Annotated in this window: 21 protein-coding genes; 8 read left to right on the forward strand and 13 right to left on the reverse strand. The window is 60.8% G+C overall.

Going from position 1 to position 21497, the window contains the following annotated elements; genetic code table 11:
* Positions 1–337: 337 nt before the first annotated feature.
* On the forward strand, positions 338–640 hold the full coding sequence (locus ACSBQV_RS00220) for a putative quinol monooxygenase (protein ID WP_033633403.1): 303 nt from the start codon (positions 338–340) through the stop codon (positions 638–640).
* 111 nt (positions 641–751) lie between these two features.
* Here ACSBQV_RS00220 and ACSBQV_RS00225 read toward each other — a convergent pair whose 3' ends face one another.
* The 7 genes from ACSBQV_RS00225 to ACSBQV_RS00255 all read right to left on the reverse strand — a co-directional run bounded on the left by ACSBQV_RS00225 (position 752) and on the right by ACSBQV_RS00255 (position 7856).
* A complete protein-coding gene (locus tag ACSBQV_RS00225) occupies positions 752–1312 on the reverse strand; it encodes a hypothetical protein (RefSeq protein ID WP_033644247.1) in 561 nt (186 codons plus the stop codon).
* Positions 1296–1862: a GNAT family N-acetyltransferase gene (locus tag ACSBQV_RS00230; protein ID WP_089196866.1), complete on the reverse strand. Its 567-nt coding sequence runs from the start codon at positions 1860–1862 to the stop codon at positions 1296–1298. The genes ACSBQV_RS00225 and ACSBQV_RS00230 overlap by 17 nt, the downstream gene beginning before the upstream one ends.
* Positions 1863–1997: 135 nt before the next feature.
* Positions 1998–2717, reverse strand: a complete 720-nt coding sequence (locus ACSBQV_RS00235) for an enoyl-CoA hydratase-related protein (protein WP_099782750.1) — start codon at positions 2715–2717, stop codon at positions 1998–2000.
* The gene (locus ACSBQV_RS00240; protein ID WP_434991384.1) at positions 2710–3882 is read right to left on the reverse strand and encodes an MFS transporter; all 1173 of its coding nucleotides are present in this window, start codon (positions 3880–3882) and stop codon (positions 2710–2712) included. The genes ACSBQV_RS00235 and ACSBQV_RS00240 overlap by 8 nt, the downstream gene beginning before the upstream one ends.
* Positions 3879–5090 carry a 5-aminolevulinate synthase gene (gene hemA, locus ACSBQV_RS00245; protein WP_094141843.1) on the reverse strand — a complete coding sequence of 404 codons (1212 nt, stop codon included), beginning with the start codon at positions 5088–5090 and terminating at the stop codon, positions 3879–3881. The genes ACSBQV_RS00240 and hemA overlap by 4 nt, the downstream gene beginning before the upstream one ends.
* 15 nt (positions 5091–5105) lie before the next feature.
* Positions 5106–6317, reverse strand: coding sequence for an acetyl-CoA C-acyltransferase (locus ACSBQV_RS00250; RefSeq protein ID WP_099782746.1), 1212 nt, complete (start codon positions 6315–6317; stop codon positions 5106–5108).
* A 9-nt stretch (positions 6318–6326) separates the two neighbouring features.
* Entirely contained in the window at positions 6327–7856 is a 1530-nt protein-coding gene (locus tag ACSBQV_RS00255) for a 3-hydroxyacyl-CoA dehydrogenase NAD-binding domain-containing protein (protein WP_099782744.1), read from the reverse strand.
* A gap of 347 nt (positions 7857–8203) precedes the next feature.
* On the opposite strand from ACSBQV_RS00255, the gene ACSBQV_RS00260 reads away from it, so the two are divergent.
* The 3 genes from ACSBQV_RS00260 (at position 8204) to ACSBQV_RS00270 (ending at position 10385) form a co-directional block, all read left to right on the forward strand.
* Positions 8204–8920 carry an autoinducer binding domain-containing protein gene (locus ACSBQV_RS00260; RefSeq protein WP_033642622.1) on the forward strand — a complete coding sequence of 239 codons (717 nt, stop codon included), beginning with the start codon at positions 8204–8206 and terminating at the stop codon, positions 8918–8920.
* Between the two features lie 179 nt (positions 8921–9099).
* Positions 9100–9528 (forward strand): universal stress protein, encoded by a 429-nt coding sequence (locus ACSBQV_RS00265; RefSeq protein ID WP_033642623.1) that lies wholly within the window; start codon positions 9100–9102, stop codon positions 9526–9528.
* A 176-nt stretch (positions 9529–9704) separates the two neighbouring features.
* Positions 9705–10385 (forward strand): hypothetical protein, encoded by a 681-nt coding sequence (locus ACSBQV_RS00270; RefSeq protein ID WP_094141838.1) that lies wholly within the window; start codon positions 9705–9707, stop codon positions 10383–10385.
* Between the two features lie 46 nt (positions 10386–10431).
* Here ACSBQV_RS00270 and ACSBQV_RS00275 read toward each other — a convergent pair whose 3' ends face one another.
* The 5 genes from ACSBQV_RS00275 to ACSBQV_RS00295 form a co-directional block, all read right to left on the reverse strand.
* On the reverse strand, positions 10432–11445 hold the full coding sequence (locus ACSBQV_RS00275; RefSeq protein WP_099782742.1) for an Ldh family oxidoreductase: 1014 nt from the start codon (positions 11443–11445) through the stop codon (positions 10432–10434).
* Between the two features lie 18 nt (positions 11446–11463).
* The gene (locus ACSBQV_RS00280) at positions 11464–13029 is read right to left on the reverse strand and encodes an APC family permease (RefSeq protein WP_033642626.1); all 1566 of its coding nucleotides are present in this window, start codon (positions 13027–13029) and stop codon (positions 11464–11466) included.
* A 44-nt stretch (positions 13030–13073) separates the two neighbouring features.
* The gene (locus ACSBQV_RS00285) at positions 13074–14690 is read right to left on the reverse strand and encodes an aldehyde dehydrogenase (NADP(+)) (protein WP_099782740.1); all 1617 of its coding nucleotides are present in this window, start codon (positions 14688–14690) and stop codon (positions 13074–13076) included.
* 54 nt (positions 14691–14744) lie between these two features.
* Positions 14745–15665, reverse strand: a complete 921-nt coding sequence (locus ACSBQV_RS00290) for a dihydrodipicolinate synthase family protein (protein ID WP_099782738.1) — start codon at positions 15663–15665, stop codon at positions 14745–14747.
* Positions 15666–15872: 207 nt separating this feature from the next.
* On the reverse strand, positions 15873–16727 hold the full coding sequence (locus tag ACSBQV_RS00295; RefSeq protein ID WP_099782736.1) for an AraC family transcriptional regulator: 855 nt from the start codon (positions 16725–16727) through the stop codon (positions 15873–15875).
* A 387-nt stretch (positions 16728–17114) separates the two neighbouring features.
* Here ACSBQV_RS00295 and ACSBQV_RS00300 point away from each other — a divergent pair, with 387 nt between their 5' ends.
* Genes ACSBQV_RS00300 through ACSBQV_RS00315 form a run of 4 tightly spaced genes read left to right on the forward strand, consistent with a single transcriptional unit; the run spans position 17115 to position 20704 of the window.
* A complete protein-coding gene (locus ACSBQV_RS00300; RefSeq protein WP_033642630.1) occupies positions 17115–18062 on the forward strand; it encodes a 4-hydroxyproline epimerase in 948 nt (315 codons plus the stop codon).
* Entirely contained in the window at positions 18062–19186 is a 1125-nt protein-coding gene (locus tag ACSBQV_RS00305) for an NAD(P)/FAD-dependent oxidoreductase (protein ID WP_099782734.1), read from the forward strand. Before ACSBQV_RS00300 ends, ACSBQV_RS00305 begins: the two co-directional genes overlap by 1 nt.
* Complete coding sequence (locus ACSBQV_RS00310) at positions 19183–19443, forward strand: (2Fe-2S)-binding protein (RefSeq protein ID WP_033642632.1); 261 nt, start codon at positions 19183–19185, stop codon at positions 19441–19443. The genes ACSBQV_RS00305 and ACSBQV_RS00310 overlap by 4 nt, the downstream gene beginning before the upstream one ends.
* Positions 19436–20704 (forward strand): NAD(P)/FAD-dependent oxidoreductase, encoded by a 1269-nt coding sequence (locus ACSBQV_RS00315; protein WP_099782732.1) that lies wholly within the window; start codon positions 19436–19438, stop codon positions 20702–20704. Before ACSBQV_RS00310 ends, ACSBQV_RS00315 begins: the two co-directional genes overlap by 8 nt.
* Before the next feature lie 47 nt (positions 20705–20751).
* On the opposite strand, the gene ACSBQV_RS00320 is transcribed toward ACSBQV_RS00315, so the two are convergent.
* Entirely contained in the window at positions 20752–21111 is a 360-nt protein-coding gene (locus tag ACSBQV_RS00320; RefSeq protein ID WP_033642634.1) for a hypothetical protein, read from the reverse strand.
* Positions 21112–21497: the final 386 nt, after the last annotated feature.

Consider the following 21497-nt stretch of genomic DNA (forward strand, 5'->3'; position numbering starts at 1 on the left):
CGTCCTGGCGCCGTGGCCCATCATGCGGCGATGACATGGCTTTTCTGCGTGAGCCTTAAAGGTCTAAAGGACTAATGGTCAGGCCTTTAGGGGCGAAAAAAACGCCGCGTATTGCGTCGGCATATCGGTACAGATATCACCATGGTGAATGGTGTGTTGCCTTTTTGTTAATTGAAAGTTCACACAGGGCCAGGAGGCGTTCAAGCGCTTTGATCGAGATCTGTGTGCGCTATCACCGAATTGGGAACCCGAGGACCGACACTGGAGAGTGGCGCTTTCATCTCGCGAGGGAGGGCGATAAGGTGAAGCACGGCACAACAGAACGCAGGAGCGCAACATGCTGAAGGTCATTGCTGAAGATTTCATTCACCCGGAACACATTGACACCGTTATGCCGTGGTATCGCGAGCTGGTGGAGAAAACCCGGCAGGAGCCGCTGTGCATCAGTTATGAACTGTGCATCGACCAGCAGGATCCCGGGCACTTTATTTTTATCGAAAGCTGGCCGGATCGCGCGGCTCTCGAAGTGCATTGCCAGACCGAGCATTTCACCCGGCTGGTGCCGCAGATCAATCAGTATCAGCGCAAGCCTTGTACCTTCCTGTTTATGCAGGCGTTCCCTGAAACAGGCGATAAATAGGCGAAAAAATCCCCGCAGGGGGCGGGGTCAATGGCTTCTCAACACTATCTTGTTGTGATTAAAAAGTAGGCTGATAATGATTTTCATTCTCTAAGAATGCTCTTAAATTAATCAATCTGGTGAATGATTCGCCGTCTGCTTTTCGCTGGCGGTTTTAATGGCGCGCAGCATGCGGCGTCTTATCAACCCACTCACCAGGCGAATCGCATACCAGTAGGGGGTAAACCGCCGCCGGCTGGCGCTGTCGGGGCAGAAGATGCGCGTTTCCGTTACCAGGCGGCAGCGCCCGCCCTCCAGCGGGCTCGCGGCATACCCCAGCGCCAGTTTGGCGACGCCGGGCTGAGCGAAGGCCTGAAAGTCCGCCCCGTCAGCGACCTTCACCAAACCGTATTCAGCCTGCCAAAACCGGCCGATCAGGCCATAGACCAACGCGGTTTCATCCTGCTCAAGCAGGCAAAAGTTATGCAGGCCAAACGGCGGAGGACGGGGCTTATCGCGTGGCATCAGCCGCGCGGGCAATTCGCGCAGCGCTATCATGCTGCGGAAAAAACGATCGCGCTTGGGATCGTAAGCGGCCACGGCGTCCAACACCCGCGATTGCGGCGCGGTGATGACGATCGTATGCCGCTCAGAGAACTGGTATTGCCCAAGGTATTTATTCAACAGCGTCATGTTGTTCATGCTCCCGCCATTCGCTATGCAGCAGGGCGAAACCGAATTCATCACCCCATGCGCCTTTGAAAAACACGTTTTGCCGCCAACAGGCCTCACGGCGAAAGCCCAGCTTACTGAACAACGCGGCGGCGCGAAGATTACGCGCGTCCACCACGGCGGTAATGCGGTGTTTCGCCAGCGGCCCGAACAGCAGGGCGATGACGGCGCTTAGCGCCTCGCGCGCCTGTCCTTGCCGCTGATGAACCGGATCGAAGGTCACGCCCAGTTCAGCCTGACGCCCTTCATCGAAAAAATGCACCGCGACATCGCCCAGCAACGCGCCGTCCTCGCGGCGCTCGACCGCCAGTTGAAACCAGGTGTCATCACGGTTGAACGCGAGCCGCTGTTGCTGTGCGAAAAAGGCCTGCGCCTGCGCGGCGCTGTAGTCGCTCCAGCTCTGGTAGCGCGCCACGTCAGGATGGTTGCGGTAGGCGGTAAAGTGGGGCAGATCGTCGGCGGTGAACGGACGCAAGATCAGTCTGGGGGTCAGCAGAGGCAAGTGGCGCATTATTTTTCCTTATCAGCGCATTAGGGCTACCGGCAGTGTAGCCCAGCGCCGAGAGGCGGGCTGCGTAAAATGAGCTGTGGTGGGGAGGCGCAGCGGGAAATGCCGGCTCAGGCAAGCCGGCAAGCAATAAGGGGGTTAACGACGAGCGGCCGCCTGACGCAGGCGTTCGACCGGCGCCTGCTGAAAATCGAACGATGGCGCCTCGCGTTGCGTCAGCCCCTGGCGCACGATGGCCTTCACGGCCAGGCTGGCGGCGAGATCCTTCCCGGCGATCTGCTCGGCGATGCGCAGCGCTTCTTCCCGAGCCGAGCCCTCGCTGATGCGGGAAATGGCGCCGTGTGACAGGGCCTCCCGCGCACCGACGGTTCTGCCGGTCAGCAGCCAGTCGAGGGCGACATAGGGAGAAACTCGCGCCGGCAAGCGCGCGCATCCGCCTTGCGCGGCGACCAAGCCGAGCCCGGTTTCGGGGAAGCTGAAGCGCGCGTTCTGGTCGGCGACGATCAGATCACAAGCCAGGGCGAGCTCAAAGCCGCCCCCGTAAGCGATGCCGTCAACGGCGGCGATGATCACCTTGGCGATCTGCGCATGGATCAGTCCCCCGAATCCCTCCGGCGTGACGATGGGCAGTTCGCCCTGTCGGAACGCGGTGACATCCATGCCGGCGGAAAATACCGCCGGCTGACCGGCCAGGACGATCGCGCGTATCGTATCGTCATTATCCGCCTGCCGCAGGTAACTGCGGATCAACTTGGCCATCTGCAGGTTGATGGCGTTCTTTTTCTCCGGCCGATTGAGGGTGATGACCGCAACCTGCGCGCCATAACGTTCGTAAAGCACCGGCGGTGATTCACTCATCGCTGGCCTCCCCGCGGAAAAAGATCAGCGTCAGCAGCAGGGCGATGGCGCCGAGCGGCAGCGAGAACAGCGGCAAATAGTGGGCCGGCAACGCGTAGAGCGTCAGGCCGCCCAGTATGCCGCCCGCCGCGATGCCGGCGTACAGCACCGAGCTGTTGAGCGACACGGTCAGCGCGCCAAAACGCTTCGATAGCGACAACAGGTGATGTTGGATCGGCACCAGATACATCCAGCCGGTGATCCCCCAGATAAGAAAGATGGCCAACACCCACCACGGTGAGGTGACGTAAAAGGCCAGCAGGAACAGGGACAGCGTCTGGATCGCCACCGAAAACAGCAGCACGAATTTGCTGCCTAGGGCGTCGGTCAGCGCGCCGGAGGCAAAATTGCCGATCACCGCGCCAATGCCGAACACCAGCAGCGCCAAAGGCAGAATGGCTTCCGGGCCGAACTGGGTGTCTTTCAACAGCACGCTGACGTAGCTGTAAACAATGTGCTCCGAGCACACGGCGAAAAAGGTGATCAGCAGCGTGGTCAGCACCGCCTTTTGCCGCAGCGGGGCGAGCCGTTCTTTCAACGAATGTTTGCCCGGCGCCGCAATAGCGCGCAGCGCCAGCGACAGGCCGAGCAGCGCCACCGCCCCCAGCAGGGCGATGAACAGAAAGATGTCGCGCCAGCCGATCAGTTTGGCCAGAAAGGTGCCGAACGGAATACCGAGCGCGATGGCCAGCGTCATGCCACCATAGACGATGGAAATAGCCAGGCCGCGGCGTTTTTCCGTCACCAGCCCCACCGCGGCGGCGGCGGCCTGCGGGGTGTAACAGGCCGCGCCCAATGCCGCCAACACTCGGCCGAACGATATCTGCAGGTAGCTGGTGGCCCAGGCGCAGGCCAGGTTGCCGGCGATGAACAGCACCAGCGCCAACTGCAGGATGTGCTTGCGGTTGACGTTGCCCAGCAGCCAGGCGGTCAGAGGCGCAAACAGCATGTAGGCCAGCGCGAATACCGATATCAACTGCCCCGCTTGCGCGGGGCTGACGGCAAAGGTCTCGGAAATGTCGCTGAGCACGCCGGCGACGATAAAGGCGTCGGTGCCGATGGCGAAGGTCCCGGTCGCCATCAGACACAGCGTGACCAGATGGCCGTTATAATCCGCTAACTTCATCCCGCCCTCCGCAGATCGTTTACCGCCCAGACCCGGCTCAACGCCGCCAGGAAGGTCTCCACGTCGGCATGGGAATGCGCCGAGGTCGGCGTTACCCGCAGCCGTTCGCTGCCCGCAGGCACCGTCGGGGCATTGACCGGTTGCACGTAAATGTCGTGCTCATCGAGCAGCACTTTGCTGATGTGTTTGTTGCGATGGGGATCGCCGACCAGCAGCGGCAGGATATGGCTGTCTGCCGACACCAGCGGGATGCCGGCGGCGCGCAGACCGGTCTTCAGGTGATCGACGATCGCCAGCAGGTGCTTGCGTTGGGTGTCGTGCTCGAGGTTGTATTTAAAGCTGGCCAACGCGGCGGCCACCACCGGCGCCGGCGACGAGGTGCTGAAGACGAATGCCGGCGCCCAGCTGCGCACGGCTTCCACCACCGAACGGGGCGCGGCGATATAGCCGCCCGCCGCACCGTAAGACTTGCCGAACCCGCCCTGGATAATGGTGATTTTATCCAACAGGCCCAGCTGTTCGGCATAGCCCAGCCCCCGTTCGCCATACACGCCGGCCGAATGAATTTCGTCGAGATAGGTCAGCGCCTGATACTGTTCCGCCAGCGCCACAATCTGCGCCAGAGGAGCAAAGTCACCGTCCATGGAATACAGCGACTCAAAGGCGATCAGCTTTGGCCGCGCCGGATCGGCGGCCTGCAGCAGCTCGGCGAGGTGCGCCACGTCGTTATGGCGGAAGATTTTTTTCTCCGCCTTGCTGTAGCGAATCCCGTAAATCATCGAGGCGTGATTCAGTTCGTCAGAGAACACGATCAGATCGGGAATGGCGTCGCACAGGGTGGACAAGGTGGCGTCGTTGGCGCCGAAGCCGGTGGTGAACAGCAGCGCCGACTCTTTGCCGTAGGCGCTGGCCAGCAGCGTTTCCAGTTCAGTGTGATAGACCGAGGTGCCGGAAATGCTGCGGGCGCCGCAGGTGCCTAACCCGACTCGGTTAACCGCGTCGGTGGTGGCCAGCAGCACTTTGGGGTGGTGGCTCATGGCCAGATAGTCGTTTGAGCACCAGACGTTGAGACGGCGCTCGCCTTGCTGCCCGTGGCTGGTGGCCCAGGGTTTGTCCTGCACGCCGCGTTCAAGGTTGAGGAACTCGCGAAAACGCCCCTGTTTTTTGGTTTCCGCCAACTTTTCTTCAAGAATGTTCAGTACGCTCATAGCATGTTCCTTGTGTTAAACGGCTTTAAGGTTTAATGACAGGCCCTGACCGACGCCGACGCACATTGTGACCAATGCGTTGCCGGCCTGCCGATCGCGTAATTCCAGCGCCGCCGACAGCACCAGGCGCGCGCCGGACATTCCCAGCGGATGGCCGAGCGCGATGGCGCCGCCGTTTGGGTTGACGCGCGCGTCGCCGGCGTCGATGCGCCAGTGTTTCAGCGCCGCCAGAACCTGCGCGGCGAAGGCTTCGTTAATCTCAATGATGTCGAAGTCGTTCAAGGTGAACCCGCCGCGCTGCAGTAAGCGCTCGGTGGAAGCGATCGGCCCCAGCCCCATCAGCGCCGGCGCGACGCCGGCGGCCGCGCTGTCGCCGATCTCCGCCAGCGGTTGCCAGCCCTGGCGTTTCACGTAGCGTCCGGAGGCCAGCAGCAGCGCGGCGGCGCCGTCATTGATGCCGGAAGCGTTGCCGGCGGTGACCGAACCGCCGGCGGCGAAGGCCGGTTTAAGCGCCTGCAACTGCTGCAGCGTGCTGAGCCGGGGGAATTCGTCCTGTGCGAATATGCGGGTGGTTTTACGATCCGCCGGCACATCCACGGGCGTGATTTCCCGCGCCAATCGACCACTGTCGATCGCCCGGCGGGCTTTTTGCTGCGAGCCCAACGCGAACAGATCTTGTTCCTCGCGTGAGATACCCTGCTGTTGGGCCACGTTTTCCGCCGTGATGCCCAGCGGATCGCTGCCGTAGCGTTCCGCCAGGCGCGGGTTGACAAAGCGCCATCCCAGCGTGGTGTCGTACAGCTTTACCCCCTTGTCGAACGGCGCTTCGCCCTTGCTCAGCACATAGGGCGCGCGGCTCATGCTTTCCACGCCGCCGGCCAGAATCAGTTCGCTGAGGCCGCTGCGGATTTTCGCCGCGGCGTAGATCACCGCATCCAACCCGGAGGCGCAAAGGCGGTTGAGGGTGATGGCCGGCACCGACTGATCCAACCCGGAAAGCAGCGTCGCCATGCGGGCGATGTTGCGGTTGTCTTCGCCGGACTGGTTGGCGCAGCCCAGCACCACTTCATCCAGATCCTGCTGCGCCGCCGGATGGCGCTGAAGCAGGCTGCGAATAATCGTCGCCGCCATATCATCGGGGCGGGTATGCGCCAGGCTGCCGCCATAGGCACCGATCGCCGTGCGCGTGCCGTCGATCAGATAAACACCGTCATCTTTAATGCTCATCATGGATCCTTAAGGCGTGGTGGTCAGCGCCGGTTGGGCGGCGTGCAGAAGGGTGTAATGCGGCGCATAGCGCGCCGCGTGCAGCAATTGCGCCAGGTTGCTCAGCGTCGTCCTGACATTTTCCTCCCCGAGGCGAGTGAGCCAGCCGAAAATGCCGTCGGCGTAGTTCACGCCGGCGACGGCGGCGACATCAATGTCTTCCCGGCTGCAGACGCCGCTTTCCACCATGATCACCGACTCGTTGATCAGGCTGCTGAGCACGCGGGCGACGATCAAGGCCGGGGAATCCTTGATAAATTCCACCTGCGGGATCGCGGTGTGCAGCAGGCGTAAAAACAGCGCCTTATTGGCCGCAGAGGCGTGGCGGCTATGCGCCGCCACCAGGTACGCCGTATCGCCGTAGTTCAGGGCGACATCGACGACAAAGGCGTCCGCCGCAGTCTGTTCGGCAAGCTGGTTTGCCGTGCGGCCATCGGTAACGCTGACGGTGAAAGCGTCATTAACCTGAATGGCGGCGCCCAGGCCCGGTAATGTCGGCCGTTGTTCCACGCGCAGCCGCGGCCATTGCAGGGCGGCCCGCTGCTGTAGCAGGGTAAAGAGAGGATGTTCACCGTAAATGCGTAGCGTCTCGACCTCCGCATCGACGGCGGCCGCAAGCGGCGGGGGAGATTCTTCGGCGGAGAAATAGGAGCGGCCGTTCTTTTTGCCCAACAGACCGGCATCGACCAGCGAGCGCTGCAGATGGCCCGGGGTATAGCGCGGATCGTACTGCATGTCCTGCCAAATTTGCCGGCTGACCTGATAGTTGATGTCCTGACCGATAAAATCGGTCAGCTCGAGCGGCCCCATGCGAAAGTGTCCGCCGGCTTTGAGGGCGCGGTCGATCTGCGGCGCACGCGCCACGTGTTCTTCCAACAGGCGGAACCCTTCCAGATAGTAGGGGCGGGCCATACGGTTGACGATAAATCCCGGCGTGGCCTGGCAGACGACATCGCGTTTCCCCAACGCCGCCACCAGTTGACGGCAACGTTCGGTGGTGACCTGTGCGGTAAAATAGGCCGGAATGATTTCAATCAGCTTCATCAGCGGCGCGGGGTTGAAAAAGTGCAAACCGATAAAGCGTTCGCTGTGCGTCACCGCCGTCGCCAGCTTATTAAGCGACAGTGAGGAGGTATTGGTGGCGATCAGCGTGTCGGGCTTGACCGTCGCGGCGATGGCCGCCAGCACTTCGAGTTTGGCTTGCTCATGCTCTGCGATGGTTTCGATCACCAGATCGCTGTCGGCGATGGCCCCAAATTCCGCGGAGAACGTCAGATTAGCCAGCACCGCGTCTTTGTCCTGCAGCGCGAGCTTGCCCTGTTCCACCTTTTTGTTCAGGTCTTGCACGATAGCGTCGCGAGCTTGATTGAGGGTATTGCCGTTGCGATTATAAAGCACCGTACGAATGCTTTTTTGCGCCAAAAGATAAGCGATGCCTCTGCCCATCGTTCCCGCGCCGATAATCGCAGCCGATTGAATTGCCGCATTACTTTCTGCCATAGAAAATCCCCGTCACTGTATGCCATGCGAAATTCGCAAATGCTTATTATCTCTTTGGATTTACGGCGGCACCGGGTGCCTGTGAGGAAAGTAATTGGCGGTGTCTTGGCTGTCTAACGGTAGAAATGACAGGTTTACCTGCAGACGGGGTTATGCTATTCGCGTAGTTTTGCGACTCAGCCCAATAAAAAGGCTTATTCTGAGGGAAATAAACCGGGGAATAGCTTTTTTCGTTATAGCGTTCGTATTTTTTATTATATGAAACGGCTATTGGCGCCGGGCGGCGATATCCTATAGTGAGTCTGACCTATCGATAAATCGACATCGCTATTTGGAGAACCTGCGTTATGGATACCCGCACTCAACGGCTCATGGCGGAGGTGATTGGCAGTTTGACCGATCGCGAACGTTTTCTGACCCAACTGGGGCGCTGCGTCGAGGCGCTGGGTTTTGATTATTTCTCCTACATCGTTTTTTCCTGTTATCCGGCGAGCCGGCCAAAAATGCGGGTTGAAGGAACGTTTCCGGCGCGCTATCTCGAGGATTATCGGCGGCAGCGGGCATATTTGCAGGATCCTGTCATCGAGCGAGCCCACCATTCCACGCTGCAATTCCAGTGGGACGAAAGTTTTTATCACGAGCGGCCGGCGCTTTGGCAGCGCATGTCGCAGTTTGGTCTGCACACCGGGTGGTCGCAATCGGTCAAGGATTGCTATGGCCGCCTGGGGATCCTGACTTTTGCCGGCAAGACGCTGCCGCAGCAAACGCCGCAGGCCGGCGCGGTGAATGAACTCTTTTTCCTTTGGCTGGCGCAAACCGCCCACAAAACGCTGCGTGAAGCGTTGATATCGGTGAACGACGAAGCGATAAAAGATGTGCTGACGCTGCGCGAGAAAGATATCTTGCGCTGGTGCAGCGAAGGCAAAACCGCGGAAGAGATCGCGCTGCTGATGGGGGTGAGTGAACGTACGATCAATTTCCATATCGGTAACTCGATTAAAAAACTTTCGGTCGCCAATAAGACCGCAGCCACCGCCAAAGCCGTTTATTTACAGCTGATTTAATTGCGAGAAATAAATAATTAATCGCCTATCAGTTAGCGGCGCGATGTTTATATTTTGTTAAATTAAGCATTGTCCTTATCAGTATTTACCTCCGATCACAAAAGCGTGATAAAGCGGTTCACCGCGCCCGTGCGCGGCAGTACTCTGTAGGCACCCGGTTTACATAGAAAGGATGTGATATGTACAAGACTATTTTAGTGCCGATAGATATTGAAGAGGATCTGTTGACCGAGCATGCGCTGAAGCATGTGGAATATTTGGCGAAGATGTCCGGCGCTAAAGTGCATTTTTTCCATGCGCTGCCGGATGCCTCGGCTTTTGTTACTGCCTATTCGTTCGGTCTCAAGGAGTTTGAGAATCAGGCGGAAGTGAAGGCGGTGGAGAAGCTGAAGAAAATCATGTCGGAAATCGATCTGCCGTTAGATCGCCTCAATTACACCGTCAGCTTTGGCTCTGCGCGCGATCAGGCGCTGGAACTGGCGGAAGAGATCGACGCCGATCTGATCATCATCGGTTCGCGTCGCCCGAGCGTGAAAACTTATCTGTTGGGCTCCAACGCCGCCGCCATCGTTCGCCATGCCAATATATCGGTGATGGTGGTTCGATAATCCTCCTTTAAGCCCGCCGTTTTCATGCGCGTCTGCGGTCGCCGGTCGGCCGCAGAACGCAGGCTGCTTTATTGCCATCTCAGCCTGAGCTGCTACGATTTTAGCTGACGTTTTTTATGCCGACCGGGCCAGCGGCCTTGCGCATATTCTTTATTTCAGCCAGAAGAGGGGCAGCCATGCCATTAGAAGTCGATGGGATCATCAGAGGCGATCGAGGCAGTGAACCGAGCCATTGGCAACATACGCCAACCAAACCGCTTATCACGCTGACCTGGCATCACACCATCCCCTGGAACTGTTTACGCAATGTCTGGAATGGTCTGGTGGCTGGCGAGCACTGGAACGCGCTCGACGAGTTTATGAATCTGATCGGTGTGCCTAACCGCGCCGAGGTGCTCAAACAGATCAAGAATGAAAATCTGCAGGATCGCGATGGGTTACATACCCTGGTGACCTGGCAAGGCTGGAATATCGTCGAGGGTCCGGGTAACGAATATCGCGCGCAGGGTGACGATCCCGGTGAAAATTTCGACGACTGGTCCGGCAAAGGCATGAGCACGAATCAGCAAGCGACGCTGCAGCAGGTCAAAGTGTTGTATCAGGTGATGGCGCCGCTGGGAAGCCGCGCGCTGGACGCCGCCAGACAGGCGCCGAACATTACTGCGGAAGAAGCGAGCGTCTTGCAACGAACGATTAAACAGACCCGCCCAACGTTGCGCGGAAAGGAACCGATCCGGTGGCAAGAGGATATGTGGCACAAAGTGCAACCTGGTAAAGAGGCGAAACATTTCGCCCAATGGGACAGCAAACCCGTATGGCGCAAGCGCCTGCACAGCGACTTGGCTCAGGCAGGCTAAACTTCGCCCCGCGCCGGATTGGCGGCGCGGGGGCATCAATTCGGCGCTAATCGCACAGCGCCGCTATCTCGTTATACAGCGTCCTGGGGATTTCCACGCCGTATTGTTCGCTGTGGCGTCGTTGCCGATAGCGCCGCTCGCCGGGAATGCGTGCGCCTTGCGCTTGCATGTCGGCAAACATCGCCTCCGCGCTGGCGAAATACCGCTCCTTATCCGCGCCGAGAAAACGCTCGGGATCCAACGCGATGATCAGTTCACCGCCGTAGGGCGATGAACCGGTGCCGTCGTCATAGGCCAGCGACTCTTTGCTGGTCATATCGCCGATCAACGGCCCAGCCAACAATTCAACCATGGCCGCCAGCGCCGAGCCTTTATGGCCGCCGAAAGTCAGCATCGCGCCCTCCAACACGCTGGCGGCGTCGGTGGAGGGGTTGCCTGCCTTATCAATGCCCCAGCCTTCCGGCAGCGGGGTGCCGGCGCGGCGATGCAATTCGATTTCGCCGCGCGCCGCCGCGCTGGTGGCCATGTCGAACAAAAACGGCGGCCGAGCCGGGCGCGGCCAGCCGAAGGCGATGGGGTTGGTGCCGAATAGCGGGCGTGAACCGCCGGCCGGCGTCACCCAGGCGTGGCTGGGCGTGCAGGCTAAGGCCACTAAACCCTGTTCGGTCAGCGGTTCGATGTCGGCCCACAGCGCGGAGAAATGCACGCAGTGGTTGATCGCCAGGGCGGCGATGCCGTTGGCGCGCACCTTATCGATAAAGGCCGGTAGAGCGGTGCGGTAGGCGAGCAGGGAAAAGGCGCCGCCGGCATTGGCGCGCAAGATGGCCGGCGCCTGGTCGAAGAGCCTGGGTTTCGCATCGGCAGAGACTTTGCCCGCCCGTAATGAGCGGACGCAGCCCAACAGCCGGTACAACCCGTGCGAAGCACAGCCGTCGCGCTCGCCCTGAATGACATTTTGCGCCACTGTCTCGGCATGCGCCTGATTGAAGCCGTTGCAGCGCAGTGCGCGTAGCGCCAGTTGATAAGCGTGTTCCAGCGACAAAACGTGCATGGTTGTCATTTCGATGTCCTCCCTGGGTCATTCTTCTTCATCGCCGATAAAATTGGCCTGGGGTAAACAGGTATAGGCGCCCCAGTAATAAATCGCCAGCGCAATCACCGCCATGGTGAGGGTGTCCCACGGATGAGCAATAGCGCCGATGCCGCCGAAACTGCTGAGGTAGGAAAGCGCGATCGTCAGCGCATAGAAGACGATTAGCCACAGCGAGGACCAAATTTGCTGCCTGAGGCTAACGGCGTGGGTCGGCACCTGATTCTTGAACAGGATGTAGATGAAGAACATCAGTATCTGTAAGCCGAGCAGCCAGGAGACGGTGTCCCAGCCGGACCAGAAGACGATCAGCGCCGAAATGATAAATGACAGCGGGCCGAGCACGCAGAAACCGCGCACCCGGAACGGACGCGGCATATCGGGCGCATTGCGCCGCAGCCCGGCGGCGGTGACCGGGGCGATGGCGTAACTCAGCACCAGCGCGGCGGACACCACGCCGATCAGCTTTTCCCACGATGGGAACGGCAGCGTCCAGAAGACCGAGAGGGCGAAGGTGAGCCACAACGCCGGGCGCGGGATACCGGATTCACCATCCACCCGGGTGAACAGTTTGAAGAAGGTGCCGGCGCGCGCCCACCCGTAGATCACGCGAGGCGTGGCGTTCATGTAGATGTTGCCGGTGCCGCTGGGCGAAACGATCGCGTCGCTGACCACCAGAAACGCCAGCCATCCCATGCCGAGCGTGATGGCGATATCGCGGAACGGCAGGGAAAACTGTTGGCTGATGCCGGCCCAGCCGCCGCTCAGCATCTCGCTGGGGATACTGCCGAGAAACGCTATCTGCAGCAGCACATAGATGATGGTGGACAGTACCACCGACAGGATCAGCGCGATGGGAATGGTGCGCTGTGGTTTTTGCACCTCGCTGGCGACCGAAATGATCGGCGTCAGGCCGAGGTAGGCGAAGATGATGCCGCCGGCGGAAATGGCGGCTTCAACCCCGGCGGAGCCGAAGGGGGCAAAGCCCTGGCTGTGCAGGTTTTCCGGTTTGAAAAAGCTGAACAGCACCACGATCACCAACAGCGGCACCAGAAACTTCAGCACGCTGATGAGATTATTGGATTTGGCGAAGGTTTTGACGCTGTAGTAGTTGAGCGCGAAGAAAAAGCACAGCAGCGCCAACTGCACCAGCCAGCCGAGCGCTGTCGGATCGCCGGAACCCGGCTGGCTGAGGAGCGGGAACCAGGCGGCGGCGTACTGACGGGCGGCGACGACCTCGATAGCGATCAGACTGGAGAAGGCGATCAGCGTGATAAACCCCAGCAGATAGCCCATCAATTCGCCGTGCGAGAACACCGGATAGCGAATGATGCCGCCGGCGCGCGGCAGGGCGGCGCCCAGCTCGCAGTAGACGATGCCCAGCAGCAGCACCGCCAGGCCGCCGATCAGCCAGGAATAGATGCCGGCGGGGCCGGCGATGGAGGAGACATGGCTGGCGGCGAACAGCCAGCCTGAGCCGAATATGGCGCCCAGACCGATGAACGTCAGATCGGTGAGCGTAAGCTGCTTCTTGAATTTGCCTTGGGTTGTCATGGTATTACCCTTTTGTTATTGAGTGGCAGGCAGATGCGGCCGGGCTAATGTTGGGCAGGTGAAACTATGGGATCTCGGGTGTAAACGCCGTTCACCAGCCGCAGCAGGTTGAGCGGGTTGGCGTCCTGCAGCGGCGGCGGCAGCAGCGCCGCTGGGGTGTTTTGCAGGCAGACCGGCCGCAGGAAACGCTCGATGGCCAGCGTGCCTACCGAGGTGCCGCGTGCGTCGCTGGTCGCCGGATAAGGGCCCCCGTGCACCATGGCGTCGCACACCTCTACCCCGGTTGGATACCCGTTGAACAGCACCCGGCCGGCTTTGCGCGTCAGCAATGCCGTCAGCCCGGCGGCCATATCGAGATCGCCGTCTTCCGCCAGCAGCGTGACGGTCAGCTGGCCTTGCAACGCCGCCAGCGCCGCATGCAGCTGCGCTTCGTTATCTACCGCCACCAGCACGCTGGCCGGGCCGAAGACCTCTGTTTGCAGCAGCGGATCGGCCTGCAGCAGCAATGTTTCCTCCGCCTGATAAAGCTGCGCCGCTGCCCGGTGGGGCAGAATCTCGCGCCCCCCCGCCAGATGCCGTATGTGCGGATGGGCATCGAGCGCGGCCAGCCCGCGCCGGTAGTGCTCCAGCGTGCCGGCATTCAGCATCGGCTGTGGGGGGGCGGCGTCGACCAATGCGCTCATCGTCGCGGCCAACCGTTCGAAGGCGACGCCGCGCAGCGCGACGATCACGCCGGGCTTGGTGCAAAACTGGCCACAGCCGAGCGTGAAGGAGGAGACCAGTTCCTGCGCGATGTGCTGCCCGCGCCGAGCCAACGCCTGCGGCAGGATCACGACCGGGTTAATGCTCGACATCTCGGCGAAGACCGGGATCGGCTGGGGACGCTGCGCGGCCAGATCGAACAGCGCCCGGCCGCCTTGCAGTGAGCCGGTAAACCCCACGGCCTGAATCGCCGGATGCTGCACCAGCTCGGCTCCCACACGGTTGCCGAAGATCATGTTGAAGACGCCGGCGGGCATGCCCATACGTTCCCTTGCGCGCTCGATCGCCTGAGCGGTCAGCTCGGCGGTGATCATATGGCCGCTGTGTGCCTTGAACACGACCGGGCAGCCGGCGGCGAGCGCGGCGGCGGTATCACCGCCCGCGGTGGAAAACGCCAGCGGAAAGTTGCTGGCGCCGAACACCGCCACCGGACCGAGCGCCGTGCGATATTGACGCAGATCGGGACGCGGCAGAGGAGAACGCAGCGGCAACGCGCAGTCGATGCGCACGCCCTCGACGTCGCCGCGTCGCAGCAGCGTGGCGAACAGCCGCATCTGGCCGCTGGTTCTGGCGCGTTCGCCGCTTAACCGCGCCGGCGGCAGGGCGGTTTCCTGCATGACGAAGGCGAAGAAGGTCTCATCCAACGCGTCCAGCTCCTCGGCGATGGCGTCGAGAAAACTCGCGCGTTGTTCGGAGCTGCATTGCGAATAGGGATCAAAGGCCGCCGCGGCGGCTTCGGCGGCGGCGGCGGTTTCTGCCGCCGTAGCCTGGTGGAAGCGGTAGCCGGTCGGCTGACCGTCGTCGGCGCGCAGGCTGAGCAGCGCCGCTTCTCCCGTAGCACGGCGCTGGCCGCCGATAAATTGTTGGCCGCTGATGGCGGCATCGCGAGCGTTGGGCATGGGTCCCCCCGGTAGAGAAAGTGCGACGCCCGGCGTGGCCGGGCGGTGAAGGCGTTACAGGCCGACGTTCGGCAGCGCGGGACGAGTGGCCAGCGCTTTATCGATCACGGCGTTGATTTCGGAGAGCGTTTCACCCTGCAGCGCCAGACGCGGCGGGCGAGTGATGGAGCTACCGCGGCCGACTCGCTGTTCGCACAGCTTGATGCATTGCACCAGATCGGGGCGGGCATCGAGATGCAGCAGCGGCATGAACCAGCTGTACAGCGCCAGCGCTTCCTCATAGCGTTTTTCCTTCGCCAGACGGAACAGGGTTTCCCCTTCGCGCGGGAAAGCGTTGGACATGCCGGAGATCCAGCCTTGCGCGCCGACGGCAATGCTCTCCAGCACCACATCATCCAACCCGGCGAACAGTACGAAGCGATCGCCGACTTCGTTGCGCAGATCGATAAAGCGGCGGGTGTCGCCCGACGAGTCTTTGAAACACACGATGTTCTCGCAATCGACCAGTGAGGTCAGGATGTCGGGCGTGACGTCATTTTTGTAAATGGGAGGGTTGTTGTAGACCATGATCGGCAGATCGGTAGCACTGGCGACGCTGCGAAAGTGCGCGGCGGTTTCGTGCGGCTTGGCGGAGTAGACCAGCGCCGGCATCACCATAATGCCGTCGACGCCGGCCTTTTGCGCTTCACGCGCCATGTTTTGCGCGAAGGCGGTGGTGAATTCGGCGATGCCGGCGATCACCGGCACTTGGCCGTCGGCGGCGTCCCTCGCCACTTCGATCACCGCCAGCTTTTCCTGTACCGTCATCGAGGTGTTTTCACCGACGGTGCCGCAGACGACCAGGCCGGAGACGCCGTCGCGCACCAGGTTTTTGATCACCGTATGCGTGGCGTCGAGATCCAGAGAAAAATCGTTGCGGAACTGGGTCGTCACCGCCGGGAATACGCCGCTCCAGCTTAGGGTTTTATGGCTCATCGTGTTTGTCCTGTCGTCCGAAAGTGTTAATAAAAAGTGAATCTTTAGTGAGGCTCACCGACAGATTGACCGGTATTGCACAGGGAGGCTTGACGCTTTTCGCCGATTGCTGCGACGAAATTGGCACAATGGCGCCGGAAAGCGGGCATGCAGAAATCGGGCGCCGGTGCGCCATAAAGAATGATTTTTATGCGGTAAATCAGCAAATTAAGCGGAAAGCGTCAGGCGGAAATCGCGTGGCGTGGAACCAGTCATCGCTTTGAACTGACGGCTGAAGGCGCTGTGATCGGTATAACCGCACTGCAGCGCGATGTCGGTGATCGGCAGCTCGCCCGCCAGCAGTTCCGTGGCCTTTTCCAGCCGCACTTTGTGGATCATCTGGCGCGGAGTGAGGTGGAAGATACGTTTGCAGTAGCGTTCTATCTGCGCCACCGATAACCCGGTCAACGCCGTCAGCTCCTCGAGCGCGATCGGCCGGGCGTAGTGGCGGCGGATGTATACGTCGATCGCGGCCAGCCGTTGGTAAGCCGGATGATTGGCTTTGGCCTCTTGCAGATCGTGTGAAATGCCGGCCATTCCGATGATTTTTCCCTGCGCGTCGTACAGCGCCAGCTTTTGCGTCAGGCACCAGCCGGTTTCACGGCCGTTGTACAGGTGCATTTCCAGCTGATCCTGGATCAGCACGCCGTGGCGCAATACCCGCAGGTCTTGCTCGGTGTAGCCGGATCCGAGCTGCGCGGGGAAAACGTCGGCGGACGTCTTGCCCAGCAGCGGCGCGACGGTCTTGAAACCGCAGCGCCTGGCCAGCGTCAGGTTGGCCAACAGGTAGCGCGCCTGGGCGTCTTTGATAAAGAACACCACATTGGGAATCGCGTTCAGCAACGGCGCGATCAGCGCCAGCGTATTGAGCAGATCGCGCAGGTTGTTCGGACGCTGCTGCGCCAGCCCGTCGCACAGGCGCGACAAATGTTCGACGGCAAAAACGTCCTCCTGATCCGGCAGCTCCACCAGGGCAGGCGGCGAGAGAGAAATCTGATGTTGATGGTCTGAAATGGATCGCATAGCAGTCCCTTTTCGGTCGTTAGCCGGAAAAACAGGCGGCCAGGTTGGCGCTTTCGCATCAATATTAACTTTTTTGTAACGAATCAAGCGCTATTTCCGGCTGGCTACCAAATATGCGGATCGCCGCATACTTTTGCCGGACGGCGCGCGCCGGTTGCTTGAAAACTGCGGCATTTCTCGCTACGCGGTGGTTTAGCATGAAAGTAACGTCATGATAAATAAGTTATTGTTATGGTTGCGTTAAACGTATGCCCGTGATGGGCCAGGCTAGCCTGTCGTCATTGTGCTGATTTCTTCATTCGCCACGCCGAAACGCATCAAGCCGTCATGCGCGCATTCGTTCAGGCTAACGTCATTGGTAACATCTCATTAACCCTGGAGACGCCGATGGCACTTTCTGCGCATATCACCGCTTTGCGGGCGATTGATTCTCATACCGGCGGGGAGCCGACCCGGCTGATCGTCGAAGGCTTCCCCGACCTTGGCGAAGGCAGCATGGCGGAACGGCGGGCGCATTTCGCGCAACATTATGACGATTGGCGCTGCGCGGTGATGCTCGAACCCCGCGGCAATGACGTGTTGGTGGGGGCGTTGCTGTGTCGGCCTTGTTCGCCGCAGGCTACCGCCGGGGTGATCTTTTTCAACAACACCGGCTATCTGGGCATGTGCGGCCACGGCACTATCGGGCTGATTGCTTCGTTGGCGCATCTCGGGCGCATCCGCGCCGGGCGTCATCTGATCGAGACCCCGGTCGGCCCGGTGAACGCCACGCTGCATGATGACGGCAGCGTTACCGTAGAGAACGTGGCGGCTTATCGTTATCGCCACCAGGTGCGAGTTGAGGTGGCCGGTTACGGCCCGGTGACGGGGGACATTGCCTGGGGGGGAAACTGGTTTTTTCTCATCGGCGAGTCGCCGTTGACCATCGATAAACACAATCTGGAGGCGCTGACCGCGTTCACCTGGGCGGTCCGGCAGGCGCTTGAACAGGCGGGCATTCGTGGCGAAGACGGCGGGGCGATCGACCATATCGAGCTGTTCGGTGACGATCCGCAGGCCGACAGCCGCAGCTTCGTGCTGTGCCCCGGCAAAGCCTACGATCGATCGCCGTGCGGCACCGGCACCAGCGCCAAGCTGGCGTGTCTGGCGGCGGACGGCAAACTGGCGCCCGATATGCACTGGCGCCAGGCCAGCGTCATCGGCAGCGAATTCCAGGCTTATTACCGCTGGAACGGCGAGCGCATCACCCCCTTTATTCGTGGGCAGGCTTATGTATGCGCCGATAGCCAACTGCTGCTCGACGAACGCGATCCTTTTGTCTGGGGCATACGCTGATGGGCGGCGGACGGGGAGTTGATGCCATCGTGGTGGGTGCCGGCATCATCGGCGCCGCCTGCGCCTGGCGGTTGGCGAGGGAGGGGTACCGCGTCTCGGTGGTGGACGACTGTCGCGCCGGCGCCACCGCCGCCGGCATGGGGCACCTGGTATGCATGGACGACAACCCGGCCGAGCTGGCGTTGAGCGCTTATTCGCTGCGGTTATGGCGTGAAGTGACGGGCCGGATGCCGCAAGCCTGCGCCTGGCGCGGCTGCGGAACGCTGTGGTTAGCGGAGCAAGCGAATGAAATGGCCATCGCCGAACAAAAGCGGGCGCGGCTGGCGGAGCAGGGCGTGGCGGCGGAACTGCTGACGGCGGAGCAGGTTGCCGCCATGGAGCCGATGCTGCGGCAGGGGCTTGCCGGTGGGCTGCGGGTGCCGGGCGACGGCATTTTGTATGCGCCGCACGCGGCGCGTTGGCTGTTGGCCGACGCTGGCATGGCGATCGATGTGGTGCAGGGTGAAGCGATCGCGCTGGACGAGGCGGCGGTGCGGTTGGCGGACGGCAGAGAGCTGGCGGCGCCGGTGGTCGTCTTGGCCTGCGGCCTGCGGGCCAATGATTTGTTGTCGCAGCCGTTGCTGCGTGCCAAGAAGGGCCACCTGGCGATCACCGATCGTTATCCGCCGCGGGTGCGGCATCAGTTGGTGGAGCTGGGGTATGGCGCCAGCGCGCATGCCAGCGACGGCGCTTCCGTGGCGTTCAATATGCAGGCGCGGCCCACCGGGCAATGGCTGATCGGTTCTTCCCGCCAGTTCGATTCCGTCGATTCGTCATTGGATATGCCGCTGTTGGCGGCGATGCTCATGCGCGCGCAGCATTTCTTGCCCACACTGGCGCAGCTGAACATCATTCGCTGTTGGACCGGGCTGCGCGCCGCCTCTGCCGATGGATTGCCGCTGTTGGGCGCACATCCGCGGCATACCTGGTTGTGGTTGGCGTTGGGGCACGAGGGGCTGGGCGTCACGACCGCCCTCGGCAGCGCCGCGCTGCTTGCTGCGCAGATCGGCCGGCAGGCGCCGGAGATTGATGATTCCCCGTATTTGGCGGCGCGGGCGTTTGCCGCCGAGGAGCTGCCCGTATGAAAGAGAGGCAAAACACGCTCGCGTTGAGCATCGACGGCAAACCCTACCGGGTGCCGGTTGGCATCAGCGTTGCCGCGGCGCTCAGTTTGTGCGGCGGGGATCATTGCCGGTTGTCGATTTCACGCCAGCCGCGCGCACCATTTTGCGGCATGGGCGTTTGTCAGGAATGCCGGGTAACCATTAACGGTCTGCGCCGCCTGGCGTGCCAGACGTTGTGCCAATCCGGCATGCGGATTGAGAGGAGCGATGATGAGTGACTTCGATTGCGAGGTGCTGATCGTCGGCGCCGGGCCGGCCGGCATGGCGGCAGCGCTGGCGGCGGCGGAAAACGGGGGGCAGATACGGGTGATCGATGATAATCCGCACCCCGGTGGGCAAATCTGGCGTGATGGGCCGCAGGTGGCTTTGCCTGAAGCGGCGAGACGATATCGGCAGGCGATGGCGGCGCGGGAAAATATTGTGCGGCACTCCGGCTGCAAGCTGGTGGCGCAGTGTGGCGCTAACCGATTGGCGTATGAAGACGCTGAAGGCTGCGGCGTGATTCGCTATCAAAAGCTGATTCTATGCAATGGCGCCCGTGAACTGCTGCTGCCGTTTCCTGGCTGGACGTTGCCGGGAGTGAGCGGCGCCGGTGGTCTACAGGCGCAAATCAAGCAGGGGCTGGCGATCCGCGGCGAGCGGGTGGTGATAGCCGGCAGCGGTCCGTTGCTGTTGGCGGTGGCGAAAAGTGTGAAACAGGCCGGTGGCGAGGTCGTGCTGGTCGCGGAACAGGCGGTGCTGCGGCGATTGGCGGCATTCGCCGGCGGCCTGTGGCGTTGGCCGTCCAAGCTGCGTCAGTCGTTTTCTCTGATTCAGCCTCATTACCGTGCCGATAGCCGAGTATTGGCGGCATTGGGGCAAGAGCGCTTGACGTCAGTGCGCGTCGGCAACGGCGGGCGGGAAAGTACGGTGGCCTGTGACAGGCTGGCCTGCGGCTTCGGTTTGGTGGCGAATATTGAACTGGCGATGCTGCTGGGATGCCGGATCGCACACGACGCCGTAGCGGTGGATTATTGGCAGCAAACCAGCCAGGCGCAAATTTATGCCGCCGGGGAGTGTACCGGTATCGGCGGCAGTGAATTGGCGCTCACCACCGGCGCCATCGCCGGTTATGCCGCCACGGGACAAAAGGCAAAAGCCGAATCCCTGACGGCGCAGCGGCGGCGATGGCGGCGTTTCGCCACGTCGACAGCGGCCGCTTTTGCGCTTGATGAACGCATGAGTTATCTGGCCAAACCGCAGACGCTGCTGTGCCGCTGCGAAGACGTCACGCTGGAACAGGTATGCCATCAACCTGACTGGAACACGGCCAAGCTGAGCAGCCGCTGTGGTATGGGAGCCTGTCAGGGCAAGGTTTGCGCGACGGCGGCGCGGCACCTGTTGGGGTGGCCTTTGCCGCCGCCACGCGTCCCTTTAACGCCGGTGCGGACGGAAACGCTGGTTGCTCTGGGAAGGCATTGCAGCGACGACGATAATTGATGGGGCATCGCGGCAGTGGCGTTTCAGTCCAAATCGATTTCGCTGCATCACCACTGCGGCCAATAGTAGGTTTTCTCTCGCCAGCCCTTGCCGTACATGCAAGCCTCGATGGTGGCGTTTCGGGCTGACTGATTGCGATCGGTCTGTACCGTTTTGATCGACGGCTCTTTGTCATAGCGATATCCCGATGGACAATCTTTCTTATTCTTCTCGCAAGGGATGTATTTGTTTTCGTAGCTGAACTCTACGTCCCGCACGACGTCTGGCGGGAAGCGATCGTAGCCCCGACTGCGGCATTCGGCATATTCGGCATTTCGGGTGCTCTCAACTGCGCCGGGTCTTTCCCATTGGGTACAGGCAGTCATCATCAATAACGGCAAAACAATCAAACAACGGTAATTCTTCATGGTGTCCCTAACTCTTCCTCTATCCTGGTGATCACTGACTAGGAATCTTCCCAACCAGCGATGCGAAAAAGTGTAATCAACTGACGTCACAATTGGAAATGATAATGGTTATTGTTTAGGTGTGATTGAGGCAACGGCACCCTGAAATGCGCCGTCGGCGATAGGGGAGAGGCTTACAAGGGGCAGATCTGACGATGAGAGTGTGTGGGCAGAGCGATTTTATATCTTTTCTCTTTTTGCTGCATGGCCTGGTCATTATCTCAGCGTTATGAGAGGGAAGAACAGTATGCAAGCTAAGTATTTTCTTATCCTGTTTAAATGGAATTTTGAATTAAGATATTTACCCATGGCCAAGTTTTAATGCACGGTATTAATGCTCTATTTTT

The sequence above is a fragment of the Serratia sp. B501 genome (assembly GCF_051172315.1).
Classification (GTDB): Bacteria; Pseudomonadota; Gammaproteobacteria; order Enterobacterales; family Enterobacteriaceae; genus Serratia; species Serratia ureilytica.